18 protein-coding genes are annotated in these 25,371 nt (G+C 70.1%); 2 read left to right on the forward strand and 16 right to left on the reverse strand.

Annotation, left to right across the window (positions count from 1 at the left end):
* Positions 1 to 156: 156 nt before the first annotated feature.
* From OG959_RS09045 to OG959_RS09055, 3 genes are read right to left on the reverse strand one after another with little or no spacing between them, the layout of a single operon-like run.
* Positions 157 to 1,182, reverse strand: a complete 1,026-nt coding sequence (locus OG959_RS09045; RefSeq protein ID WP_326657686.1) for an ABC transporter permease subunit — start codon at positions 1,180 to 1,182, stop codon at positions 157 to 159.
* Positions 1,179 to 2,069, reverse strand: a complete 891-nt coding sequence (locus OG959_RS09050; RefSeq protein WP_326657687.1) for an ABC transporter ATP-binding protein — start codon at positions 2,067 to 2,069, stop codon at positions 1,179 to 1,181. The genes OG959_RS09045 and OG959_RS09050 overlap by 4 nt, the downstream gene beginning before the upstream one ends.
* Positions 2,066 to 2,455: a GntR family transcriptional regulator gene (locus tag OG959_RS09055; protein ID WP_326657688.1), complete on the reverse strand. Its 390-nt coding sequence runs from the start codon at positions 2,453 to 2,455 to the stop codon at positions 2,066 to 2,068. Before OG959_RS09055 ends, OG959_RS09050 begins: the two co-directional genes overlap by 4 nt.
* Positions 2,456 to 2,629: 174 nt before the next feature.
* Between OG959_RS09055 and OG959_RS09060 the strand changes: the two genes are divergently transcribed.
* Positions 2,630 to 4,246, forward strand: a complete 1,617-nt coding sequence (locus tag OG959_RS09060) for an adenosine deaminase family protein (protein ID WP_326657689.1) — start codon at positions 2,630 to 2,632, stop codon at positions 4,244 to 4,246.
* Positions 4,247 to 4,297: 51 nt separating this feature from the next.
* On the opposite strand, the gene OG959_RS09065 is transcribed toward OG959_RS09060, so the two are convergent.
* From OG959_RS09065 to OG959_RS09115, 11 genes are all read right to left on the reverse strand, one after another.
* Complete coding sequence (locus tag OG959_RS09065) at positions 4,298 to 4,894, reverse strand: dihydrofolate reductase family protein (RefSeq protein ID WP_326657690.1); 597 nt, start codon at positions 4,892 to 4,894, stop codon at positions 4,298 to 4,300.
* Positions 4,895 to 4,982: 88 nt separating this feature from the next.
* The gene (locus OG959_RS09070; RefSeq protein ID WP_326657691.1) at positions 4,983 to 6,383 is read right to left on the reverse strand and encodes a hypothetical protein; all 1,401 of its coding nucleotides are present in this window, start codon (positions 6,381 to 6,383) and stop codon (positions 4,983 to 4,985) included.
* Positions 6,384 to 6,452: 69 nt separating this feature from the next.
* On the reverse strand, positions 6,453 to 9,533 hold the full coding sequence (locus OG959_RS09075; protein ID WP_326657692.1) for a glycoside hydrolase family 3 protein: 3,081 nt from the start codon (positions 9,531 to 9,533) through the stop codon (positions 6,453 to 6,455).
* A gap of 127 nt (positions 9,534 to 9,660) precedes the next feature.
* On the reverse strand, positions 9,661 to 11,535 hold the full coding sequence (locus OG959_RS09080) for a discoidin domain-containing protein (protein WP_326657693.1): 1,875 nt from the start codon (positions 11,533 to 11,535) through the stop codon (positions 9,661 to 9,663).
* A gap of 109 nt (positions 11,536 to 11,644) precedes the next feature.
* Positions 11,645 to 13,063: a GH1 family beta-glucosidase gene (locus OG959_RS09085; RefSeq protein ID WP_326657694.1), complete on the reverse strand. Its 1,419-nt coding sequence runs from the start codon at positions 13,061 to 13,063 to the stop codon at positions 11,645 to 11,647.
* A 31-nt stretch (positions 13,064 to 13,094) separates the two neighbouring features.
* A complete protein-coding gene (locus OG959_RS09090; RefSeq protein WP_326657695.1) occupies positions 13,095 to 14,108 on the reverse strand; it encodes an ABC transporter ATP-binding protein in 1,014 nt (337 codons plus the stop codon).
* Positions 14,105 to 15,082, reverse strand: coding sequence for an ABC transporter permease (locus OG959_RS09095; RefSeq protein ID WP_326657696.1), 978 nt, complete (start codon positions 15,080 to 15,082; stop codon positions 14,105 to 14,107). Before OG959_RS09095 ends, OG959_RS09090 begins: the two co-directional genes overlap by 4 nt.
* A 5-nt stretch (positions 15,083 to 15,087) precedes the next feature.
* Positions 15,088 to 16,068, reverse strand: a complete 981-nt coding sequence (locus OG959_RS09100) for an ABC transporter permease (protein WP_326657697.1) — start codon at positions 16,066 to 16,068, stop codon at positions 15,088 to 15,090.
* Positions 16,065 to 17,132, reverse strand: coding sequence for an ABC transporter ATP-binding protein (locus OG959_RS09105; RefSeq protein ID WP_326657698.1), 1,068 nt, complete (start codon positions 17,130 to 17,132; stop codon positions 16,065 to 16,067). The genes OG959_RS09100 and OG959_RS09105 overlap by 4 nt, the downstream gene beginning before the upstream one ends.
* A 22-nt stretch (positions 17,133 to 17,154) precedes the next feature.
* Positions 17,155 to 18,831, reverse strand: a complete 1,677-nt coding sequence (locus OG959_RS09110) for an ABC transporter substrate-binding protein (RefSeq protein ID WP_326657699.1) — start codon at positions 18,829 to 18,831, stop codon at positions 17,155 to 17,157.
* Between the two features lie 125 nt (positions 18,832 to 18,956).
* A complete protein-coding gene (locus tag OG959_RS09115; protein ID WP_326657700.1) occupies positions 18,957 to 19,931 on the reverse strand; it encodes a LacI family DNA-binding transcriptional regulator in 975 nt (324 codons plus the stop codon).
* Between the two features lie 291 nt (positions 19,932 to 20,222).
* Here OG959_RS09115 and OG959_RS09120 point away from each other — a divergent pair, with 291 nt between their 5' ends.
* Complete coding sequence (locus OG959_RS09120) at positions 20,223 to 22,091, forward strand: lectin (protein ID WP_326657701.1); 1,869 nt, start codon at positions 20,223 to 20,225, stop codon at positions 22,089 to 22,091.
* Positions 22,092 to 22,149: 58 nt separating this feature from the next.
* Here OG959_RS09120 and cimA read toward each other — a convergent pair whose 3' ends face one another.
* Positions 22,150 to 23,757 (reverse strand): citramalate synthase, encoded by a 1,608-nt coding sequence (cimA, locus tag OG959_RS09125; protein WP_326657702.1) that lies wholly within the window; start codon positions 23,755 to 23,757, stop codon positions 22,150 to 22,152.
* Between the two features lie 277 nt (positions 23,758 to 24,034).
* On the reverse strand, positions 24,035 to 25,366 hold the full coding sequence (locus tag OG959_RS09130) for an MFS transporter (protein WP_326657703.1): 1,332 nt from the start codon (positions 25,364 to 25,366) through the stop codon (positions 24,035 to 24,037).
* Between the last annotated feature and the right edge of the window lie 5 nt (positions 25,367 to 25,371).

A 25,371-nucleotide genomic window follows, 5' to 3' on the forward strand; every position in this document is an offset into this window, starting at 1 on the left:
TAGTGGTCTAGACCCATCTCCGTCCCGCTGAGCTGTACGAACGGCCGGGCGTCGGACGGAAGTTTCTCGGACTGACGGGTCCGCAAGACGGTGGTCCTCTTCACCGGAGTGCCGGGCCGGGACTCCGCAGGCCCGGCCCGGCCCTCCGCCGAACGGTCAGTCCAGACGCCGGCGGAGCCACCAGGCGCTGAACCCGGCGAGGATGCCCGCGAGCGCGACGAAGATCCCCGTCTCGATCCACTGGAACGTCCAGTAGCGGTCCCCGGGCTGGTACTCCACCGCCACATGGAAGTCCGACTTCGCGAAGCAGCGCAACGGGTCGGTCTCCCGTGCGGCACAGCCCGCGCTGCCGCGCATCTCCTCGCCCTCGGAGTTCAGTACGGGTCCGAGGTCGGACAGGACCCAGGCTCCGGGCCTCGACAGGCCCACCTTCACCTGGGCGCTCCCCCCGTCGCCCGACAGCATGATGTCGGTGGCGCTCCACGCGGCGCCCTCGGCGGGCCTCCCCTCCTGCGCCGCCATGCCGAGGCCGGCGAGTGCCACCTCCGCCCGCACCGGCTCCATGAGCAGCGGCCGGATCGCGTACGGCATGACGATCTGGACCGCGGCGAAGAGGCCGAGGGTGACCGCCATCGCGGGAACCGTCCGGCGGATCAGCAGGCCGGCGCAGACTCCGACGGTGAAGGCGAAGGCGGCGTAGCCAAGTGGTGCGACGCCCCGGCCGTCGAACAGGAGCGGATCGAAGCGGTTGCTGGTGATCTCGTCGAGCGGCCGGGCCCACCAGGTCACCATGAGGCTGAGCAGACCGGTGACGGCGACGGACGACAGGCCCACGGCCGTGAGCTTCACGGCGAGCCAGTGGCCGCGGCTGATGCTCTGGTTCCAGATCAGCCGGTGCGTGCCCGTCTCCAGCTCGCGGGCGATGAGCGGCGCACCCCAGAAGATCCCTATGACGCCCGGCACGACGACGAGCAGTCCCGTGACGAGGGCGGCCAGGGTCTCGTACTCGTGGACGAAGGCGTTCTTGGCCGCTTCGCAGGTGGTGGAGCAGCCGGCCACGTCGCCGTCGTACGAGGTGCGCATCTGCGTCCCCGTGATCACGAGGGCGATTCCGACGGCGGCCAGCGCCGTCAGGGCCACGAGGGTCTGGACGCGGTACTGGCGCCAGGTCAGCCAGATCATCGCTGTGCCTCCGGGGTCTTCGTGGCGGCGGCGCTTCGGCCTTCGGCCATGTAGGTGAGGACCAGGTCCTCCAGATCGAGGGGTTCCAGGACCCAGGCGGGGTCATGGAGGGCGGCGTCGGCACGCACCAGGAAGGTGCTCTGGCGCTCGGTGTGGGTGGCCTGGAGCACCCGCATCTTCTCCGGGAGGCTCTCCGCGTCCCGGCGGGCCGTGGTCAGCCGGAAGTGGGTGGAGATCAGGTCGTCGACGTCTCCGGCAAGCTGGACCCGGGAGGCGACCAGGGAGATCAGGTGGTCGCAGACCCGCTCCAGGTCGGAGACCAGGTGCGAGGAGAGGATGACGGTGGTGCCGTGCTCGGCGACGTGTTCCATGAGCCCTTGGAGGAACTCGCGGCGGGCCAGCGGGTCGAGGGCGGCGACGGGTTCGTCGAGGATCAGCAGTTCCGGGCGTTTGGCGACGGCGAGCGTCAGCGCGACCTGGGCCCGCTGACCTCCGGAGAGCTTGCCGACCCGCTGGGCGGGGTCGAGGCCGAGGTCACGGATCCGGCCCTCAGCCAGGCCCTTGTCCCAGGTGGGGTTGAGGCGGGCGCCCAGGTGCAGGTGGTCGGCGATGGACAGCCCGGTGTACGTGGGAGTGTCCTGGGCGACGAAGCCGACCTTGGCCAGTTGGGCCGGGTCGGCGGCGGGGCGCCCGCCGACGACCTCGATGGTGCCCGAGGTCGGGGTGATCAGCCCGCAGGCGAGTTGCAGGAGCGTGGACTTCCCTGCCCCGTTGGGCCCGACCAGGCCGACCACCCGGCCGGCGGGCACGCTGAGCGTGCAGTCCGAGAGTGCCTGGCGGCGGCCGTATCGCTTGCCCAGGCCGATGGCTTCCAGAATGGCGGTCATTGCTCCTCTTCGGTGGCCGTACGGAACGTGCTCAGGAACAGGGCCTCGATGCTTTCCTCGTCCAGACCGGCGGCCCGGGCCCGCGTCAGCCATCCGCGCAACTCCTGCCGCAGGGGCTCGTGCTGGGACAGCGAGGCGTCGCTGAGGGTGCTCGACACGAAGGTCCCGACGCCGGGCTTCTTGGTCACCAGTCCCTCGTACTCGAGCTCCCGGTACGCCTTGAGGACGGTGTTCGGGTTGATCGCCACCTTCGCCGCGACGTCCTTGACCGTGGGCAGGCGATCCCCCTCGAACAACAGCCCCAGGCGCATGGCCTGTCGGACCTGGTGAACCAGTTGCAGGTACGGCGCGACGCCGGACCGGGCATCGAGGTGGAACTCGATCACCGTCGCCTCTATTCATCTAGGGTCCTAGCACTATAGGTCTCTGGCGGTATATCACGTCAAGGGTCGCCGGAGGGTGGGCGAGGTCATGCGGTCCCCCACTCGATCGAGTGGACGTGTCCGGTCACCGCCGCGATTCAGGCGATATCCATCAGAACCAGACGCGATCATGCGGCGGTGACCTCAACCATCCGGACGGCACGCCGTCCCAAGTACCCGTTCCTGGCCGGGCTCGGCTCCCTCGCCGTACTGACGCTGCTCCCGGCGCTCCCCGCCGAGGCCGCACCGGCGGACGACGCGTCGCCCCCGGCCGCCGGGTTCGCCTCGCCCCGTGAGGTGACAGCGGCCGAGCGCAGGACCGCCGCGTATCTCAACGCCTCGCAGCGCAGGCCCGAGCGGCTGAAGGCCTTCTTCGAAGCGCTGCCCAAGGGCGGCGATCTGCACAACCACCTGTCGGGTGCGGCCTCGACGGAGTATCTGATCCAGCTCGCGATCGAGCGGGGCCTGTGCGTCGACGCGACGATGACAGCCGTCGCGCCGCCCTGCGGTACGGGCACGCGGCCCGCGGCCGACGCGCGGACGGACGCGGCTTTCCGGCAGCAGGTCATCCGGGCCTGGTCCATGCAGGACTTCCCGGCCGATCAGTCCGGGCACGACCACTTCTTCGACACGTTCGGCAAGTTCGGCCTGGCGACGTGGGACCGGGGCAAGCTCCTGGCCAATGTGGCCAACACCGTGGTGCGGCAGAACCAGTTCTATCTGGAGACCATGGTCACCCCGGCCTCGGACAGCGCCAAGAAGCTTGCCGACGCGGTGGGTTACGACGCCGACCTGGCCGCCTTCCACCGCAGGCTCCTCGCAGGCGGGCAGCTCGACCGGGTCGTGAACGAGGCGGTCAAGGAAGCCGATGACGCCAACGCGCAGTTCCGGGCGACCGCGCACTGCGACACGAACCGCCCCGACCCGGGCTGCCGGCTGCCCGTCCGCTGGATCTCCCAGGTCTCCCGGGGAAGCTCACCGGCGCGGGTGTTCACGCAGATGGCGATCGGCATGCGGCTGGCCGAGCGCGATCCGAGGTTCGTCGCGGTCAACCTCGTACAGCCCGAGGACTGGGACAGCTCGCTGAGCAACTACAGCCTCCAGATGCGGATGCTGCAGTACCTGCGCGGCCAGTACCCGGACGCCCATCTCACCCTGCACGCCGGTGAGCTGGCCCCCGGCCTGGTCAAGCCCGAGGACCTGACCTTCCACATCCGCGAGGCCGTCCTCGTCGCCGGCGCCGAACGCATCGGGCACGGCGTCGACCTGGTCCACGAGGACGACTGGCGCCGGCTCGCCCGGACCATGGCACGGCGCCAGGTCGCGGTCGAGGTGCCGTTCTCCAGCAACAAGCAGATCCTCGGCATCGCGGGCGACGACCACCCGTTCAACGCCTACCGCCGCTACGGCGTCCCCGTGGTCCTGTCCACGGACGACCCGGGCGTCTCACGGATCGACATCAGCCACGAGTACCAGTACGCCGCGCAGACGTACGACCTCGGCTACACCGAGCTGAAGGACCTGGCCCGCGCCTCGCTGGAGTACGCCTTCCGCGACGGCCGCAGCCTGTGGGCCGCCGGCTCCGCGCCCTCCGGCTACCGCACCGTCTCCGCCTGCGCCGGCAGCCGGCCCGGCGACGCCCACCCGGGCGCGCGCTGTGCCCGCTACCTCGCCGACAACCCGAAGGCCGCGACCCAGTGGCGCCAGGAGACGGCGTTCGCCGCCTTCGAGCGCGCTCACGCCGGTCGCCGCTGATCCGGGGCCCGCGGTCACCGAGGGGTGCGGGGCCGCGGCCCCGCACCCCGTTCAGCCCTTCGCCGCCGTCCGGTACGTGCACACCTGTACGCCCGCGTCACTGGTGGCGTGCGCGACCAGTTCCAGGGTGCGCAGCCCGCCGTCCGCCGGGAAGATCGACTTCCCGCCGCCGAGCAGCACCGGCATGATCACGAGCCGGAGCTCGTCGACGAGCCCCTCGCCGAGCAGGCTGCGCACGAGCGTGGGGCTGCCCATGACCAGCAGGTTCCCGCCGTCCTTCGCGCGCAGCTCCTGAACCCGCCCGGCGAACTGCTTGCCGGGGATGCGCTCGGTGTTGTTCCACGTCAGGTCGTCGTCGCCCAGGGTGTCGGTCACGACGTACTTCGGAATCGCGTTCATCCGGTCGGCGAACGGGTCGCCGGCCCGCCCGGGCCACGCTCCGGCCATGTTCTGCCAGGTGCGGCGGCCGAAGAGAAGTGCCTCGGCCGAGCTCATCGCGTTGTCGAAGGCGCCGCCGACCACCTCCGGGTCGAAGAACGGGTGCGACCAGCCGCCGTGGGCGAAGCCGCCGTCCGTGTCCTCCTCGGCACCGCCCGGCGCCTGCACGACGCCGTCCAGACTGATGAACTCGTTGATGACGACGCGCATGTGACTCGCTCCTCGAATACCGGTCAGGTGTACGGGAGAAGAGACTGCCACGCGGCCCGGAACTCATCGCCGCTGCCTCGCACGCGGTCTAGAAGCTTCCGCCGCCGAAGTCGCCGCCCCCGCCGAAGCCGCCGCCGTCACCGAAGCCGCCGCCTCCCCCGTCGCCGAAGCCGGACGAGTCGAAGTCGGATCCGGAGAAGTCGCCGCCGGAGTAGTCACCACCGCCGAAGTCGCCGCCGCCGTACTCCGCCGCGTACGCCGGTGTGGAGAGCATCGAGCCGAGCATCGTGCCCACCAGCAGGCCCGGGAGCAGGCCGCCGCCGAAGTAGCCGCCCGCCCAGGGGCCGTAGGCCGGTCCTGCCTCCCAGTACGGGCGCCGGCTGCCGTCGCCCATGTCGACGGTGCGGCTCATCGGGTCCTCGCCGTCGCGCAGCCGTATCTCGTCGGCGCCGCACACGGGGACCTCGCGGGCGGTGCCGCCCGACGGGGTCCACTGGACATCGGCGACCGAGGGGCCGTGGCGCGGGTCGAAGAAGCAGGGCGGGCGGCGGGCGGGGAGCTCGTCGCCGGAGCGGCGGGCGTCCAGGACCGCGAGCGAGTAGCGGCCGTCCTCCAGGGCCTGGGTCACCCCGCGCACGTCGGAGGGGTGCCGGGCCTGCGCCATCCGGGACTTCGCGCTCTCGTAGGAGTCGAGGGCGCGTTCGTAGTCGGTGCGCATCGTGTCGTCGGCGCCCGGCTCCGCGGGGTGGAAGTCGAGCCGGTCCAGGGTCTCGCCGTAGGCCGTGATGTCCTCGTCCACGACGACCCGGAGCTTGTCCAGAGCGGCCTGCTCCTCGGCCTCCTTGCGCTTCCGGTTGCGGCGCACGATCGTGTACGCGCCCGCGCCGGCGGCGACCACCACCGCGCCCAGGACGATCAGCCCGGCTCCTGCCGAACCGCTGTCGGACGAGGAGCCGCCCCAGGAGCCGGGGGCGCTGCCCCGGGCCTGCTCGACGGCCCGGTCGACGAACGCGTTCAGCTGGGTCGCGGCGGAGGTGTCCGCGCCGGGGGTCTTCACGGCCTCGGTGAGGTTCTGCACGGCCTGCCGCGACATCACCTGCGGGTCGGCGCCCGCGTTGAAGCCGTCGCCGAGGCGGATCGCGTAGACGCCGGTGATTCCGGTGTCGGTGCGCAGGGTGCGGAGCACGCTGTCCTCGGGGAAGGCGGAGCTCTGCGGCAGCACGGCCACGAAGACCGGCTTGTCCGCGTCCTTGATCTTCTTCGTCAGGGCGTCGGCCTGGCCCCGGGAGAGCTGGCCGGCCGCTGCCGGATCGACGTACACGGGGCTCTTGCGCAGGGCCTGGGCGACCTCGTCGACGGTGGAGGCGGTGGTCGCGGCGGGAGCGGCAGGAGCGGCGGGGGCCAGGATCAGGGCGGCCGCCGACAGCAGAAGGAGGAGTCCCGCGAGGAGCGCCGGGACCATGAAGGTGGGGAACGGCCTGTTCCGCATGCTTCCAAGTTAACCCAAAAGAGTGCAAAACGCGGGCGGGCGGCTGACCTCGCCGCCCGCCCGCTCGTCTCAGGCGGCCCGGTACGCCGCCCTCAGCTTCGCCACCGCACCGGTCAGGTCACCGGTGAGCAGCAGGTGGTCGGCGTCGGCGAACGGCTTGGACACCGCTTCCGTCACCTTCCCGCCGGTCTTCTGCTGGACCAGCAGCCGGGCCTGGCCGACGATGGTCCGGCCCACGTCCGTCCGGCCGAGGCCGGTCCGCTCCGCGACCTGGGCGGCCAGCGCGAGCGCGCCGAGCGTGAGCTCGCCGCCGGCCGGGGGCTTCTTCAGCGTGGTGAGGCCCCAGCCGTACGGGAACTGCGGGTCGTACGCCGCGTCGCCCACGTTGATGGGCAGCTGCGCCTCGGACTTCGGCCAGGTCACCGGAAGCTGTCCGGTGAAGGCCCGCTTGCCGAAGAGCACGTCGGCCACCCCGTCGCCCTCGGTGCCCGGCAGCCAGGAGGCCACCAGGGCGTCGATGCCGTCGAGCCGGTCGCCGATGAGCTGCGGGCGGCCCGAGACGATCAGGACGGCACACTTCATCGCGGCGCAGACCTTGTCGACGGCGGCCTTGTCGGCGGCGGAAAGCTCCAGGTCGTGGCCGTTGCCGACGTCGCCGATGCCCTCCGCGTACGGGGTCTCGCCGACGACCACGACACCGACGTCGTAACCGTCCGTGGCGGCCGACGCGTCCTTGGAGTACGTGACCGAGGCGGCGTCCTTCTTCATGGCCGACAGGATCGTGGTGCCCGGGGTGATGCTGCCGGACGAGCCCTGCCAGCTGACCGTCCAGCCTCCGGCCTGGTTGCCGATGTCGTCGGCGTTGGAGCCGGCGACGTACACCTTCTGCGTGGACTTCAGCGGAAGCACACCGCCGTCGTTCTTCAGCAGCACCTGGGACTTGGCGGCGGCCTCGCGGGCCACGGCGCGGTGTTCGGCCGAGCCGACCTTGTCGAGGTTGGACGTGTCGGCGTACGGCTTCTCGAAGAGGCCCAGCCGGAACTTCTGCGTCAGAATGCGGGAGACCGCGTCATCGATCCGGGCCTGGGTGATGCGGCCCGCGGTGACCTCGTCCTGGAGCGTCTTCGTGAAGTCCTTGTACGCCGTCGGCACCATGATCATGTCGAGTCCGGCGTTGACCGAGGTGCGGACGTCGCTCGCGTAGTCGCCGGGGATCTGGTCGATCGCCTGCCAGTCGCTGATGACGAAGCCCTCGAAGCCCATCCGGTCCTTCAGCACACCGTTGATCATCGCGGCGTTGGCGTGCATCTTCACCGGGCCCTCGTCGTCCCCGAGGATGTCGAGCGAGGAGTACGACGGCATGACCGTGCCGACCCCGCGCTTGACTGCGTCGTCGAACGGTGCGAGGTGGACGGCTTCGAGCTCCTGCCGGGTGACCTTGGTGATGCCCTGGTCGATGGGGTACGAACCGGTGGTGGAGGAGCCGTACTCCGTACCGCCGTCGCCGACGTAGTGCTTGGCGGTGGCCAGCACCTTGTCGTTGCGGTCCAGGTCCTTGCCGGACGCGGCGCCCTGCATGCCCTGGATCACGGTCTCCAGGGACTCGACGAGTGCCGGGTCCTCCCCGTAGGCCTCGTAGGCGCGGCCCCAGCGGTCGTCGCGCGAGACGCAGAGGCAGGGGGCGAAGTCCCACGGGATGCCGGTGGCGCGCACCTCGTTCGCGGTGACAGCGCCGGTCTTCTCGACGGTCTTCGGGTCGCGGGTCGCGCCGAGTCCGACGTTGTGCGGCATGATCGTCGAGCCGATCACGTTGTTGTGGCCGTGCACCGCGTCCACACCGTAGATCAGCGGGATCTGGAAGCGGGTCGCCTGGGCGCGCAGCTGGTAGCCGTCGACCATCTTCGCCCACGCCGCGGGGGTGTTGGGCGTGGGGACGGAGCCACCGCCGGAGAGCAGCGAGCCGAGGTCGTACGCGGCGATGTCGCCCTGCGAGGAGAGCGCGTTGCGCTCGGCCTGCGTCATCTGGCCGGCCTTCTCGGCGGGCGACAACCGGGCCAGCAGGTCGGCGACCCGCTGCTTCACCGGCAGTTTCGGGTTCTGGTAGGGCAGCCCGTGGGCGTCGATGACGACCTGCGGGTTCTCCTTCGGCGGCTTGGCGCCGGTGACGGTGAGTTCGAGCGGGACCGTCTTGGCGGAGGCGGCTCCGGTGATCTTCTTCGTGGTGACGGAGACCCGGTGCGTGGTGCCGGAGGCGGTGCCCGCGGGGAAGGTGTACGTACCGCTGACCGGCGTGTAGTCGGTGCCGGACGCCCCGCTGCCGCCCTTCGTCTCGTACGCGACGGTGACGGGCTCGTCGAGCGGGAGCGAACCGGTCGTGGCGACGGAGAGGTCGATGCCGGCGGTCTCGCCCTGCGTGACGGGGTGCACGGCCGCGTCGGTGACGACGCTCGCCTTCAGGGCGGCGTCGGCCTTCCCGTACAGCTCCATGCCGTCGATGGCGAACGTGCCGGGGCCGCCGGGCGGCAGGGTGAGGGCGTAGCCCCACATCTCGTCGAGGCCGAGGACCTGGTCGATGCCGCCGACGGGCTGGTAGTCGCCGCGGTAGGTGAAGTCGGCGAACGGGATCTCGACCTGGTGCCAGCCCTCCCAGTCGTCGGTGAAGGAGGTGGTCCAGAGCTCGGAGGCCTCGCCGTGGGCGCCGCCGTCCTTGATCTCGAAGCTGATCTTCTTGCCCGAACCGGGCGGCAGGGGCGCGGTGTTCTGGCCGTACCACCAGAAGCGGATGCCCTTGTGCGCGGACCAGTCGTGGGCGGGCTGGTCGGCGGCGTAGTCGTGGCTGAGCCCACCGTAGCCGCTGATGTCGTAGGAGCCTTCGAGGACCTTGGCGCCCTCGGGGGCGTCCGCGCGTTCCTTCAGCGCCAGGGTGGGCGGATCGTCGGCGTCGCCGCCCCAGGTGAAGATGCCCTCGGCGGGCTGGTTGGCGAAGGGGACCTCGCCCTCGAAGCGGTCGATGGCGACCGGGGCGGGTTCGTCGGCGGCGACGGGCGCCGCCGCGCTGGGAACGGCGCCGGCGAGCAGGCCGGCGAGGACGGTCGCGGCGGCCAGTGCGGCGGTCGCGGGTCTCGCCCGGTGACGGGTGCGGGGTGGCATGTGCGGCTCCTCGGTGCGGTGGCCGCGCGCGGCACAGCGGTGCGGATGCTGTGCCGCGCGCGGGTGCGGGTGTGACCTGGAGTGCGGGGGGTGGTGGTCCGGTTGGTGCTTCTACCCGACGGTCCGGTTACTTCTTCTGCTCGACGCGCACCCAGTCGATCTCCGCCTTGATGCCGCCCTGCGCGACGCGGTCGACGCTGGACTGCGGAAGGCCCCAGTAGGGCGTGGTGACCTTGTTCCAGCCGGCGGGGTACGCCCCGCCGAGGGCCAGGTTGAGGATCACGTACTGGTTGTGGTCGAAGACCCACTGACCGCGGGTGGATTCGAGCTTCTGACGGGAGGTCGTCTGGACGACCCGGTCGTCGACGGTGAACGTCATGCCTTCGGGCGTCCACTCGACGCCGTAGGTGTGCCATGCGTCGGCGCGGCCGCCGTTCGGGTAGGTCTGCTGCTTGCCGATGTTGCCGTCGGCCGAGTAGCCGGGGCCGTGCAGGGCGGAGCTGGTCCAGTCGCCGTAGCCGATGTTCTCCATGATGTCCGTCTCGCCCGAGCCGGGCCACGAGACGGACGGGTCGTCGACGTTGCTGCCGAGCATCCAGAAGGCGGGCCAGAAGCCGTCGCCGACCGGCAGCTTCATACGGGCGCTGACCTTGCCGTAGGTGAAGTCGAACTTCGTGTTGGTGTCGACCCGGCCGGAGGTGAAGTCGAAGGTTCCGTTGGGCGTGGGGGTGCACGCCTTGCAGTACTTCGACTCCAGGACGAGGGCGCCGTTCTCGGTGCGGATGTTGTCCGTCGAGTCGACGTAGGCCTGCGACTCCCCGTTGACGGGGCCCATCTCCGTGCCGGTGCGCACCACCCGCCACTTGGAGCGGTCCAGGACCGAGCCGGTGAAGTCGTCGAAGAAGGTGGTGCTGTACGCGCCGCCGGGGTCCTTGGGCAGGGCCGGGTAGGCGGCGGCCGCGCTGCCGCCGGTGCCCCAGACCTGCAACTCGTAGAGGGAGTAGCCGAACTGGGCGGTGGACGGTGCGGGGTTGTAGAAGGAGCGGCGCTCCACTCCCAGCATCCGGACGTAGCGGCCCGTCGCCGGGGTGGGCAGGGTGACGGTGTCGTGGCGTCCGGCGGCGTCGGCCGGTGCCTTCACGTCGGCGCGGCGGGCGGCGACGTCGGCGGCGGACGGCTGGTAGACGGTGCGCCAGGTGCGGTTGTCGTCGGAGACCTGGATCCGGTAGTCGACGGCGTAGGCCGCCTCCCAGTACAGGTCGACGGTGTCGATCGTGGAGGTGGCTCCGAGGTCGACGCCGACCCAGCGGTCCGCGTTCCAGTCGCTCGACCAGCGCGACTGGTCCGCCTTGAGGTCGGCCGGCCAGCCGCCGTCGGTGACGAAGGCCGGTGAATTGCCCGCGTGCTGGTAGAGGTTGCCGTACGCGGGGTGGTTCAGGGCGAGGTTGCTCCGGGTCGTGGAGGCGGGGGCCTGCTCCCCTCCGTACACCTTGAAGGAGTACAGCGAGTATCCCCAGGCGGTGGCGCGCTGGATGCCGCGCATCCGGACGTAGCGGCCGGTGACCTCCTGTGGGTACGTGTGCGCGGTGACGCTGCCGCCGGTGCCGTCGTCCTCGGTGTAGAAGGTGGTCCAGTCGGTGCCGTTCCTGGACACCTCCAGGACGTACTTCTTGCCGTAGGCGGCCTCCCAGTCCAGGGTGACCTGGCTGATCCGGATGACCGAGCCGAGGTCGACCCGGATCCAGGCGTCGTCGGCGGCGTTGCTCGACCAGCGGGTGGCGCCGTCGCCGTCCGCGGCGGCTCCCGGTCCGGTGGCGTCGTTCTCGCTGCCGGAGGCGGTGACGGAGCCGGGGTCGGCGGCGTGGGCGGCGGCCGCCCGGTCGGTGTCCCAGGCCGCGGCCTCGGCCGCCGGCCGCGGGGCGGCCGGGGCGGCGAAGGCCATGGGGGCGGCGAGGGCGATCAGTGCGGCGGTGGTGGCTGCCAGAGTCGTACGAGAGGGCACGGTGGGGCTCCCGTTCGTATCCATGGGGCTGCGCGGCCGCGCGCGGGCGCGGCCGGGCCGGTCCGGCGGATCAGGGTCGGACAGGGCTCGGCCACGCGCGCGGGCGCGGCTACGCGTTGCGGGTGAGGTGGATGGTGTCGCGGTACCACTTGGCGCTGTCCTTGAGCGTCCGCACCTGCGTGTCGTAGTCGACGCGGACGATGCCGAATCGCTTGTCGTAGCCGTAGGACCACTCGAAGTTGTCCATCAGCGACCAGGCGAAATACCCCCGGACGTCGGCCCCCTGAGCACGGGCGTCGGCGACGGCGGCGATGTGGTCGGCGAGATAGGTGGTGCGGTCGGCGTCATGGATCGAGCCGTCCGCGGAGACGGTGTCGTCGAAGGCGGCACCGTTCTCGGTGATGACCGTCGGGAGGCCGTAGTCCTTCTCCAGACGGACGAGCAGGTCGGTGAGGGCGCTGGGGGTGATCTCCCAGTCCATGGCGGTACGGGGCAGGTCCCGCTCGACGACACGGGTGACGGGCAGGCCGTCGGCGTCGAGCACCGCGCCCTCCTCGGTCACGCCGGAGAAGAGCGAGCCGCGGTAGAAGTTGACCCCGAGGACGTCCAGCGGGGTGGCGATGGCCGCCAGGTCGCCTTCCTGGACCGGGAGTTCGATGCCCTGGGCGGCGAGGTCGGCGACGATGTCCTCCGGGTAGGCGCCCTTGACGACCGGGTCCAGGTAGAGGCGGGCGCCGAGTCCGTCGGCGCGGCGGGCCGCCTCGGCGTCCTCGTGGCTGTCGGTCTCGGGCGTCGCGGTGCCCAGGTTGAGGGTGATGCCGAGTTCGAGGTCGTTGCCGCGTGCGGCGGCCTGCTCCCGCATGTACTGCGAGGCGAGGCCGTGGCCGAGCAGCAGATGGTGGACGGCGTGGATCGCCTCGCCGAGGTTCTTCCGGCCGGGGGCCTGGTTGCCGTACGCGTAGCCGAGCATCGCCGAGCACCACGGCTCGTTCAGCGTGGTCCAGTGCTTGACCCGGTCGCCCAGGGCGTCGTAGGCGAGGGCGGCGTACTCCGCGAAGCGGTACGCGGTGTCACGGGCGGGCCAGCCGCCCGCGTCCTCCAGCTCCTGCGGCAGGTCCCAGTGGTAGAGGGTGATCCACGGGGTGACGCCCTTGGCGTCCAGCTCGTCGACCAGGCGCTTGTAGAAGTCCAGGCCCTTCGCGTTGGCGGGCCCGCGGCCGCCGGGCTGGATGCGCGGCCAGGCCAGCGAGAAGCGGTACGTGTCGACACCCAGGTCGGCGATCAGCTGCACGTCCTCGGGCATCCGGTGGTAGTGGTCGCAGGCCACGTCACCGTTCTCGCCGCGGACGACCATGCCCGGCACCCCGCAGTACGTGTCCCAGATCGACGGCGTTCTGCCGTCCTCGGCCGCCGCTCCCTCGATCTGGTAGGCGGCTGTGGCGACGCCCCAGCGGAAGTCGGCGGGCAGACCGGGTACGGCCTGGGCGGCGATCTCGCGGGCGTAGGCCTGAGGGGTGACGAGGTTCATGGTTCTCCTGTGGTGTGCGGGGCGTACGGCGCTACGGGCGGGCGGCCGCCGGGGCCGGGGCTTCCTTGTGGAGCCAGCAGGCCACCGCGCGGGAGCCGTCCCCGTCCGGCGCCGCGAGCACCGGGACGTGGGTGTCGCAGGCCTCGACCTTCCTGGCGCAGCGGGGGTGGAAGGCGCAGCCGGCCGGCATCGCGGACAGGTGCGGGGGCGAGCCCGGGATGCCGCTGAGTTCGCGGCGGGGGCCGTGCAGTGCGGGGAAGGAGTGCAGCAGTCCGTCGCTGTACGGGTGGCGGGGGTCGCGGTAGATGTCGGCCGCGCCGGCCTCCTCGACGATCCGGCCGCCGTACATGATCGCGATCCGGTCGGAGAACTCGATGAGGAGGGAGATGTCGTGCGTGATGAAGACGACGGAGAAGCCGAGTTCCTCGCGGAGCTTGACGAGCTGGCGCAGGATCTGGCGCTGCATGACGACGTCGAGCGCCGTCGTGGGCTCGTCCATGATGACGATCTCGGGTTCCAGGGCGAGGGCCATCGCGATCATCACGCGCTGGCGCATGCCGCCGGAGAGCTGGTGCGGGTAGGCGCCGAGCCGGTCGGCGGAGATGCCGACGAGACGCAGGAGCTCCTCGGCCCGTGCGGTCCGTTCGCCCTTCTTCATCTCCGGGCGGTGTGCCTGGAGTACGTCGGTGAGCTGGCTGTGGACCGTGTGCACCGGGTTGAGGGAGTTCATCGCGCCCTGGAAGACGATCGACAGCTCCTGCCAGCGGAAGGCGCGCAGTTCGGGCGCCGACAGGGTCAGCAGGTCGAGTGCCCGGCCGTCGCGCTGGTGGTAGTGGACCTCGCCGCCGGTGATCACGCCGGGCGGGGAGAGCAGCCGGGTGACGGCGTAGGCCAGGGTGGACTTGCCGGAGCCCGACTCGCCGGCGAGGCCGAGGACTTCGCCGCGGTGCAGGGTGAGGTCGATGTCACGCAGCGCGTGTACGGCGTCGGTGCCGGTCCCGTAGTCCACGTTGAGGCCGCTGATGGTGAGGACGGGCTCGCTCATGGGCGGGGCTCCTTCTTGGACGTGCCGGTACGGGCCACGGGCGTGAAGCCGACGCGCATGCGGACCTTGCGGGAGCCGCCGGTCTCGGTGCGCAGGCGCGGGTTGACGAACTCGTCGATGCCGAAGTTGATGAGGGCGAGCGACATGCCGAGCAGCGCGATGCAGAGCCCGGCCGGGACGAACCACCACCAGGCGCCCTGGGCGAGGGCCTGGTTGGACTGGGCCCAGAACAGGACGGTCCCCCAGTTCCAGTTGGAGATGTCGGCGACGCCGATGAAGGCGAGGGTGATCTCGGAGAGGATCGCGAAGATGACGGTGCCGACGAAGCCGGAGGCGATGACGGCGGTCAGGTTCGGCATGACCTCGAAGAAGATGATCCGCCAGGTCGACTCACCGGTGGCGCGGGCCGCTTCGACGTAGTCGCGACGGCGCAGCGAGAGCGTCTGGGCGCGGAGCACGCGGGCGCCCCAGGCCCAGGAGGTGAGGGCGATGACGGCGGCGATCAGCAGGTCGCCCGTGTCGGAGACGAAGCTGGCGATGATGATGATCAGCGGCAGTCCGGGGATGACGAGGAAGACGTTGGAGAGCAGCGAGAGCACTTCGTCGGCGGTGCCGCCGAGGAAGCCGGCGCTGACTCCGATCAGCACGGAGAGGATCGTGGCGATGATGCCGGCGATGAAGCCGACGACGAGGACGCCTCGGGTGCCGACGAGGATCTGCGAGAGCACGTCCTGACCGGTCTGCGTGGTGCCGAACCAGTGGGCCCCGGAGGGCGGCTGGAGCAGTTCGTTGCTCATCGTGTCGGGGTCGTACGGGGCGATCCACGGGCCGATGACGGCGATCAGCACGAAGAAGAGCAGGATGCAGAGTCCGACGACGGTCTTGCGGCCGCGCAGGAAGCGGAACCTGCGCTTGCTGGGTGCCGGGGTCTCGGTCGCGTCGAGGACGGCGACCTCTGTGGCGGTGACGGCCATGAGCCCTACGCCTCCCTTCGGGTACGGGGGTCGAGGACCATGTAGAGCACGTCGGCGAGGAGGTTCGCCGCGAGGACGGAGAGCGTGATGATGAGGAAGACGCCCTGCATGAGGGGGTAGTCCTTGGCTCCCACGCCCTGGAAGAGCTGGTAGCCGATGCCCGGGTAGGAGAAGACCATCTCCACCAGGAGCGTGCCGCCGACGATGAAGCCGAGCGAGAGGGCGAAGCCGGAGATGTTGGGAAGGATCGCGTTGCGGGCGGCGTACCCGAACATCACCCGGCGCTCGGAGAGGCCCTTGGCCTGGGCGACCATGACGTAGTCCTCGCTCGACACCGTCACCATCATGTTGCGCATGCCGAGGATCCAGCCGGCCACCGCGCTGAGCACGATCGTGAGGCCCGGCAGGGCGCCGTGGTAGAGGGCGCTGGAGATGAACGGCCAGTCGAAGGCGGGCACGAGCGCGTTGTCGTATCCGCCGGCGGCCGGGAAGAGCGGCCACTTCACGGCGAACAGCGAGATGGCGATGAGGCCGAGCCAGAAGTACGGGATGGCGGAGATGAAGGTGGTGACGGGCAGCAGGCTGTCCATCCAGGAACCGCGCCGCCAGCCGGTGAAGACCCCGATCCCGGTGCCGAGCACGAAGCTGATCAGCGTGGTGATGCCGACGAGCGCGAGCGTCCACGGCAGCGACTGGGCGATGACCTCGCTCACCGGGGTCGGGAAGAAGGTGAAGGACAGCCCGAGGTCGCCGTCGAGCAGGTGGCCCCAGTAGTCGGTGTACTGCTGCCAGATGGACTGGTTCTTGTCGAGGCCGAAGAGGGCCTGGAGCGAGGCGATGGCGCTGGTGTCCAGCTGGCCCTGGAAGCGTGCCATGAGGGACTGCACCGGGTCGCCGGGCATCATCCGCGGGATGAGGAAGTTGATGGTGATCGCGGCCCACGCGGTGACCAGGTAGAAGGCGAGCCGTTGGAGCAGGAACTTCACTTCGCAGCCTCCTTCTTCTCGTGGTCGTCGGTGGTCGTGTGGCCGGCGGTCCCGTCGTACAGCCAGCAGGCGGCCCACTGGCCGTCCGCCAGGTCGAAGCGCGGTGGCAGTTCGGTGCGGCAGCGCTCCATCGCCTTGGGGCAGCGGGGGTGGAACCGGCAGCCGGCCGGCGGATCGATGAGCGAGGGGGGCTCGCCGCTGCCGGTCTCCTCCTGCTCCTCCTCGTCGACGACCCGGTCCGGGTCGGGTGCCGAGGCGATCAGCAGTTGGGTGTAGGGGTGGGCGGGGCGCTGGGTGACGGTCTCGCTGTCGCCGCCCTCGACGATCCGGCCCGCGTACATGACGAGCGTGGAGTCCGCGAAGTAGCGGGCCGACGCGATGTCGTGGGTGATGTAGAGGATCGCGAGGTGCATGCGGTCCTTGAGGTCCTTGAGCAGGTTGAGCACCCCGAGCCGGATCGATACGTCCAGCATCGAGACGGGCTCGTCGGCGAGGAGGACCTGGGGGTCGGCGCCGAGCGCGCGGGCGATGGCCACGCGCTGGCGCTGACCTCCCGACAGCTCGTGCGGGAACTTGTCCAGGTACTGATGAGGAGGAGTCAGCTGGACACGGTTCAGCAGAGCGGTCAGGTTCTGTTCCAGTTCCTCCTCGCCGCTGCCCGCCCGGCCGTGGATCTTCAGGGCGCGGGTGAGGTGGTAGCGCACGGTGTGCACCGGGTTCAGCGAGGCGAACGGGTCCTGGAAGATGAGCTGGACCCGGCGTACGTAACTGCGGAAGGACCGGCCACGTCCGGCCTTCACCGACTGGCCGCCCAGGTGGATCTCGCCCCCGGTGAGCGGATACAGCTGGGCGAGCAGCCTGGCGACGGTCGACTTCCCGGAGCCCGACTCCCCCACCAGTGCCGTGACGGTGCCGCGCCGCAGTTGCAGCGAGACGTCGTCGACGGCGTGGACGGTACGGCGCCTGCCCGCGACGAGATCGCGGCTGGTGCGCCGTACGGCGAAGTGTTTGGTGACTCCGCGTGCTTCGAGCACGACGTGGTTGTTCTCTGTCTGTTCAGACATGGCCGGTTCCTGGATCCCTGTCCTACTTGGACGGCTTGAGCTTCAGCACGACTTCCAGCGCGGAGCGCTGGGTGTGCTGCGGGTCGGCGTACGGGTCGGCCTCGGTGGGCCAGCCCACCCAGTTCTTGGTGGAGTACTCGGCCCCGATGGGCGCGGCCGCGGTGGGAATCATGGGCGCCTGCTCGACCATGATCTTCTGCAGGGCGTTCATCGCGGCGGTCCGGGCGGAGTCGGTGGTCGCGTTGGCGAAGTCCTTCAGCGCCTCGGTCGCCTCGGTGCTCTTGAAGCGGCCGAAGTTGCCTTGCTGGGAAGGCTTGCCGATGGGCTGGAGCAGGGCGCCGTCCATGATGTTCTGGTACATGTCGTACGGGGTCGCGCCGCTGTTGGTCCAGTGCAGGGTGGCGTCGAAGTTGCCGTTGGCCACGTCGGCGGTCCAGGCGTCGGCCGTCTGCGTCTTGACCTTGGCGTCGATGCCGATCTTCTTGATGTTGTCCTTGATGATCGCGAGGCCGGTGATGTAGTCGTTCCAGCCGGCCGGGTCGGTGAAGGTGAGCTTCACGGCCTTGCCGCTCGGGTCCTTCAGCACACCGCCGCTGAGCGTGAAGCCGGCCTCCTCCAGGACCTTCTTGGCGCCCTCGACATCCGGCTTCGTGGTCGCGCTCTTGTACTCGGGCGCGATGAAGGACTCACCGGCGGGCAGCGGGATACCGGTCGGGTTGGTGATCTCCGGGTAGAGCGTCGCCTCGGCCTGGGTGTAGATCGCGCTGCGGTCGACGACCATCGCCATGGCCTTGCGCAGCGCCGGGTTGTCGAACGGCTTGCGGGTGGTGTTGAACCACAGGCCGTGGATGCCGAGACCGGAGGGGAACCACAGCTTGTGGTTCTTGGGGTCCTTGGAGATGAACAGCTGCTTGTAGTTCGGCATGAAGACGAACGACCACTCCAGCTTGCCGCTGGCCAGCGCGGTGGTGGCGGCGCTGTTGTCGTTGTAGGTGCTGTAGCGCAGCTCCTTGACCTTCGTCGTGCCCTTCCAGTAGGTGGGCGTGGCGGTCAGCGTGGTGGTCTGCGGGGTGAACGTCTTCAGCTTGTACGGACCCGAGCCGACGGGCGTGCGGTTGGGCCAGGTCTCCGGGTTCTTGACGCCTTCCCAGATGTGCTTGGGCACGATGTACTGCTGGATGATCTTGTTCTGGTTGACGTACTGCGAGTCGTCGAAGGTCAGGACGACCTTCTTGCCCTGGACCTCGACCCCGCCCCACGCGATGCCGTCGGCGTTGAGCGCCGGGTGCTTCTTCAGCAGGTTGAAGGTGAACGCCACGTCCTCGGCGGTCAGCGGCTTGCCGTCGGCCCACTTGGCCTTGTCGTTCAGGGTGAAGGTGACCTTGGTGAAGTTGAGCTCCCACTTCCAGTCCGTCGCCAGCCACGGGTCGGCCTTGGCGGTGGGCCGGATCTGGCTCACCATCGCCAGCGGCTCGTAGATCATGAAGCGGTAGCCGAGGGTGGCGCCCGCCGAGGTGGCCAGGAACGGGTTGCTGTTGTTCGTCTGCGGCCCGTCCGGCTTGCCTATGTTCAGGACGCCCGTGGCGCCGCTGCCGCTCTTGTCGCGGTTCGAGTTGGCTGACGAGCATCCGGCGGCGAGCGCGACCACCGCGGTGGCGAGCGCGACCGCTCTGAGCGTGTGGTGACGGCGTGCGGACATGGCGACTCCAGGAGGGACTGGCGGGTCTGGGAGACCGGAAACGGGCAGCGCTCGGCGCGCCGGGTACGGGCGGTGCGGGTGCGGTGCGGGTTCTGCGGGTGCGCGCGGGGCCGGGCCCCGCTTCGCTAGGGCGCCGAGTGGCGCACGACCAGTTCGGTGGGCAGCACGAGCGGTGCGTCGGGTACGGGTGTGCCGCCGAGGTGGGAGAGCAGCATCCGTGCGGCCGTCTCACCCATCTGCCGGGTGGGCTGGCGCACGGTGGTCAGGGGCGGTTCGGTGTGTTCGGCCATCGGGATGTCGTCGAATCCGACCACCGCGATATCACCGGGCACGGTCCGCCCCGCGGCGCGCAGGGCCCGCAGCACGCCTGCCGCGGTGATGTCGTTGTGCGCGAAGACCGAGTCGAACTCCGTGCCGGAGGCCAGGAGTTCCTCCACGGCCAGCCGGCCGCAGCGCTCGGTGAAGTCTCCGCGGACGACGAGATCGGTGGGCAGGACGGAGACGAATCCCTCCAGCCGGTCGCGTACGCAGCCGAAGTCCTGGGGGCCCGTGATGACGACGGGCCTGGTGCGGCCGGCATCCCGCAGATGACGGGCGGCCGACGCGCCTCCTTCGTGGTTGGTGGTCACGACGGAGGGGAACTCGGGGTGGTGGCCGCGATCGTCGATCAGCACGATCGGCAGGCCGGCGCGGTGCAGTGCGGTGAGGTGGTCGAGGGTGTTCTCGGGTTCGACCACGACCAGTCCGTCGAAGGCGCGCGCCGACACCTGGCTGGTGAAGCGCTCCACGGACTCGGCCCCGCGGTTGCAGGTGAAGAGCAACAGACCGTAGTCGGCGGCCTCGACGGTGTCGACGACACCTTGAAGCACCTCGCCCATCCACGGCCAGGTCAGCGAGGGCACCAGCATGCCGACCGTGCGGCTGCTGCCGCGGGCCAGACCGACGGCGCCCGAACTGGGTACGTAGCCGAGCTGTGCGATCACTTCACGAACGCGGGCGGCCGTCGAACCGTCCACTTCGCCCTTGGTGTTGATGACCCGGGACACGGTCGTCTTGCTGACGCCGGCCTCGCGGGCGACATCAGCGATGGTGACACGCATCGGGGACCTCCAGGACACAGCAGGACAGAGCAGCCGGACCGGCAACGGAACCGGTACCGCAACCGGTTCCGGAACCGGTACCGGCGTTGGTGGCGTGAGTTAACCCCGCCGGAACACGACCGTCAATACTTCACGTCGAGATTGGTCCGGACCCATCTCAGAGGTGGCCTGGAAGGCGCTTGCGTTCAAGTCCTGAACGCGCAAACTCTTGACGTGGGCACGTAAGAGCAGTTCACTCCCGTCTCGTCCGACGGCACGTCCCCCACGCTCCCGCCGAGGAAGGCATCAGCCATGATCCGTTCAGGAAGGGCGGCCAGGGCGCTGCTCGCCGCAGTGCTCGCGACCGCCGGCCTCACGGGGCTCTCGTCCGGTACCGCGCAGGCCGCGGGCGAGACGGTGAACATCGCCCTGACCACCACGGACGACGCAGGCGGCCGGCATGTCACCCGGGGCCTCGAACCCCAGACCCCGGTCGCGTTCGGGGCCGGGAACGGGGGCGGCGGTACGAACATCACCGTCGACGAGAACACCCGGTACCAGACCTTCACCGGCGGCGGCGCCTCGTTCACCGACACCGCGGCGTACCTGATGAAGAGCAGCGGGGCGCTGAGCCAGGCGACCCGCGACGCCACGATGAAGAAGCTGTTCTCCCCCACGGAGGGCATCGGGCTCTCGTTCGTACGCAATCCCATGGGCGGCTCGGACCTGGCGCGGTACGGCTACACGTACGACGACATGCCCGCCGGGCAGAGTGACCCGTCGCTCGCCAACTTCTCGATCGCACACGATCTGGAGGACGTGCTGCCGCTGACGAAACAGGCCAGGCAGCTCAACCCGGCACTGACCACGGTGGCGTCGCCGTGGACCGCTCCGGCGTGGATGAAGGACAACGGGCAGCTCAACGGCGGCTGGCTGAAGGCGGAGAACTACGGCGCGTACGCCGACTACTTCGTGAAGTACCTCCAGGCCTACCGGGACCAGGGCGTGCCGGTCGACTACGTCACCGCGCAGAACGAGCCGACGTGCTGCGGCGGCTATCCCTCGATGAGCTGGAACGGCTCCGGCCTGGCCTACTTCACCAAGAGCGAGCTGCTGCCCAAGCTGGCATCGGCGGGTCTGGCCACCAAGGTGCTCGCGCACGACTGGAACTGGGACACCTACGACGCGTACGCGGCGGCCACCGTGGACGACGCGGCGGTGCGCAACCACCCGAACTTCGGCGGGGTGGCCTGGCACGGGTACGGCGGTGACATCGCCAAGCAGACGACGGTGCACAACCAGTACCCGTCGATGGACGCGTTCCAGACGGAGCACTCGGGCGGCACCTGGATCGCCGACCAGCAGCGCGAAGACATGATGAACATCATCGATTACACCCGCAACTGGGCGAAGTCGGTGACCAAGTGGTCGCTGGCGGTGGACCAGAACCGCGGTCCGCACAACGGCGGCTGCGGTACCTGCGACGGGCTGATCACCGTGCACAACGGGGACAGCAGAAGCGGACAGGTCGACTACACAGTCGAGTACTACACGATGGGCCACCTGACCAAGTTCGTCCGCCCGGGCGCCTCCCGGATCTCCTCCACCGCCAGTTCGACCGTGCCCAATGTCGCCTGGCGCAACCCGGACGGCTCGAAGGCGCTGATCGCGTACAACGGCGGCGGCTCGGCCCAGCAGGTGACGGTCAACTGGGGCGGAAGCAGGTTCACTTACTCGCTGCCCGCCCGCACATCGGCGACCTTCACCTGGTCGGGGACCCCGTCCGGTGCGAGCTCCTCGTCGGGTGCCCTGTCCGGCCCGGGCGGCAAGTGCCTCGACGCCACGGGCAACACCGGCGCCGACGGCACGCCCGTCCAGCTCTGGGACTGCACGGGCGCGGCCAACCAGCGCTGGACCGTCCAGGGCGACGGCTCGATCCGTACGCTCGGGGCCTGCCTGGACGTGACCTCGGGCTCGACGGCGAACGGGGCGAAGGTCCAGCTGTACACCTGCAACGGTTCCGCGGCGCAGCGCTGGACGTACAACGCTTCAACGGGCGACGTCGTCAACACCGCCGCGGACAAGTGCCTGGACGTGACCGAGCAGTCGACGGCGAACGGGGCCCGTACCCAGATCTGGACGTGCACGGGGGCGGCCAACCAGAAGTGGCGCCTCGGGTAGCGGACGCGTGCACGGCGGCCGCGGACCGGGCCCGGTCCGCGGCCGCCGTGCGCCCGCCCTACTCCGTCGGCTCGACGCCTGCGCGCAGCAGCCCGAAGGTGTACGCGTCCTCCAGGGCCTGCCAGGACGCCGCGATGATGTTCTCGGCGACGCCCACGGTCGACCAGTCGGCGGTGCCGTCGCCGGTGGTGATCAGGACGCGGGTGGTGGAGTCGGTGCCGGTACGGCCCTCCAGGATGCGGACCTTGTAGTCCATCAGCTCCAGCTTGGCGAGCTGCGGGTAGATCCGCTCCAGGGCGACGCGCAGTGCCCGGTCGAGCGCGTTGACCGGCCCGTTGCCCTCGGCGGTCGCGACGATGCGCTCGCCCTTGGCCCAGAGCTTCACGGTCGCCTCGTTGGCGTGGGTGCCGTCGGGGCGGTCCTCGACGATCGCGCGCCAGGACTCGATGCGGAAGTAGCGGCGTACCCGGCCCTCGGCCTCGGCGCGCAGCAGCAGCTCGAAGGAGGCGTCGGCCGCCTCGTAGGTGTAGCCCCGGAGCTCACGCTCCTTGACCCGCTCGACGACGCGGCCGATGAGTTCGCGGTCGCCGCCGAGGTCGATGCCGAGCTCCACGCTCTTGAGCTCGATGGAGGCGCGGCCCGCCATGTCGGAGACGAGCATCCGCATGGTGTTGCCGACCAGCGCGGGGTCGATGTGCTGGTACAGGTCCGGGTCGACCTTGATCGCGGAGGCGTGCAGCCCGGCCTTGTGCGCGAAGGCCGAGACGCCGACGTAGGGCTGGTGGGTGGAGGGCGTGAGGTTGACGACCTCGGCGATGGCGTGCGAGACGCGGGTCATGTCGGCGAGCGCGCCCTCGGGCAGGACCTTCTTGCCGTACTTGAGCTCCAGCGCGGCGACGACGGGGAAGAGGTTGGCGTTGCCGACCCGCTCGCCGTAGCCGTTGGCGGTGCACTGCACGTGCGTGGCACCCGCGTCGACGGCGGCCAGGGTGTTGGCGACGGCGCAGCCGGTGTCGTCCTGGGCGTGGATGCCGAGGCGGGCGCCGGTGTCGGCCAGGACGGTGGCGACGACGGCCTGGATCTGGGCCGGGAGCATCCCGCCGTTGGTGTCGCAGAGGATGACGACATCGGCGCCGGCCTCGGACGCGGCCCGGACGACGGCCTTGGCGTACTCGGCGTTGGCGCGGTAGCCGTCGAAGAAGTGCTCGCAGTCGACGAAGACCCTGCGTCCCTGGGCGACCAGGTGGGAGACGGTGTCGCGCACCATCTCCAGGTTCTCCTCCAGCGTGGTGCGCAGAGCGAGCTCCACATGGCGGTCGTGCGACTTGGCGACCAGCGTGATCACCGGGGCGCCCGACTCCAGCAACGCCTTGACCTGCGGGTCCTCCGCGGCCTTGCCGCCGGCCCTGCGGGTCGCGCCGAAGGCGACCAGCTCGGCGTTCCTGAACTCGATCTCCTGGCGGGCGCGGGCGAAGAACTCGGTGTCGCGGGGGTTGGCACCCGGCCAGCCGCCCTCGATGAAACCGACGCCGAAATCGTCCAGGTGCCGGGCGATGGTCAGCTTGTCCGCGACCGTCAGGTTGATGCCTTCACGCTGGGCACCGTCGCGCAGCGTGGTGTCGAAGACATGGAAACTGTCGTCGGTGGGCTTGGCCTTGGTGGTCATGCTGGTCTGACTCCTGTCGGATGAGTGGATCCGGACGATCTGACTCCACTTGCCCCCATCATCCCGCGTGCCTCGTCCCGGCCGGTGGTGAGGGCCGGAAAACAAAAAACCCCTCGCGGGTGCGAGAGGTCTGCGCGCGGGTCTGGGGCACGGTGGCCGTGCCGTACATGGTGGTACGGGACGATCACTGCGGACCGGCGCGCCTGTTGCCAATAATCATGACGAACGAGGACACGGAAGCAGTCTGACACAGGACCGCCTCCGTGCCCGGCCCGTCTCAGGATGCGGGCGTGACGCTCGTCGCCCCGGCGGGCGACGCCTTCTCCCCGGCCCGCACGGCGGCGACCCGGTTCAGATCGATGTCACGGGTCTCCCGCATGGTCAGGTAGACGACGAGCGAGACCGCGGCGCAGCCCGCCACGTACCAGTAGAAGCCGGACTCGGCGCCGGCGTTCTTGAACCACAGCGCCACGTATTCGGCGGTGCCGCCGAAGAGGGCGTTGGCGACGGCGTACGAGAGACCGACGCCCAGGGCGCGGATGCCGGTCGGGAAGAGCTCGGCCTTCACACAGGCGTTGATGGAGGTGTAGCCGGTGATCACGAGCAGCGCGAGGAGCGCGAGGCCGAGCGCGGGCCAGAAGGTGTCCGCGTGCTTGAGCATCGTCATGATCGGCACGGTCAGGAAGGTCGAGCCGATCGCGAACGTGATGAGCAGCGGCCGGCGGCCGATCCGGTCGGAGAGCATCCCGGCCAGCGGCTGGATGCACATGAACACGAACAGGGCGCAGAAGCTGACGAGCGAGGCGGTGGACTTCTCCATGCCGGCGCTCTTGGAGAGGAACTTCGTGAGGTAGGTCGTGTAGGTGTAGTAGGCGACGGTGCCGCCCATGGTGAGCGCCATCACGAGGAAGGCCTCGCGCCGGTGCTGCCACAGCACCTTCAGCGTGCCGCGGTCCTGCTGCTCGGCGGCGCCGGACTCCGCGTACACCTCGGTCTCCAGCATGGAGCGGCGCAGGTAGAAGACGATGCCCGCGCCGAGCGCGCCGACGACGAACGGGATGCGCCAGCCCCAGCTGTGCAGGGCGGCCTCGGACATGTTGCGCTGCAGGAGGATCTGGAGGCCGAGGCCGACGAGCTGTCCGGCGGTCATGGACACGTACTGGAAGCTGGAGGCGAAGCCGCGCTTCTCGGGTGCGGAGGCCTCGGTGAGGTAGGTGGCGCTGGCCGCGTACTCGCCGCCGACGGACAGTCCCTGGAGCAGCCGGGCCACCATCAGCACGGCGACGCCGCCGTAACCGGCGACGTCGTAGGTCGGCGCGATCGCGATCAGCACCGCGGAGGCCGACATCAGGATGACGGTCAGGGTCAGCGCGGCCTTGCGGCCCCTGCGGTCACCGATCCTGCCGAGCAACCAGCCGCCGACCGGCCGCATGAAGAAGCCGACGGCGAAGATGCCCATGGTGTTCATGAGGTTGGCGGTCTCGTTGCCTTCGGGGAAGAACGAGTCCGCGAAGTACACCGCGAAGGTCGCGTACACGAACCAGTCGAACCACTCGACCATGTTGCCGGCCGAGCCGACCCAGATTTTCTTCCACTGCTCTCGTCCCATGGTTG

Source organism: Streptomyces sp. NBC_00385 (genome assembly GCF_035917155.1).
GTDB classification, from domain to species: Bacteria; Actinomycetota; Actinomycetes; order Streptomycetales; family Streptomycetaceae; genus Streptomyces; species Streptomyces poriferorum.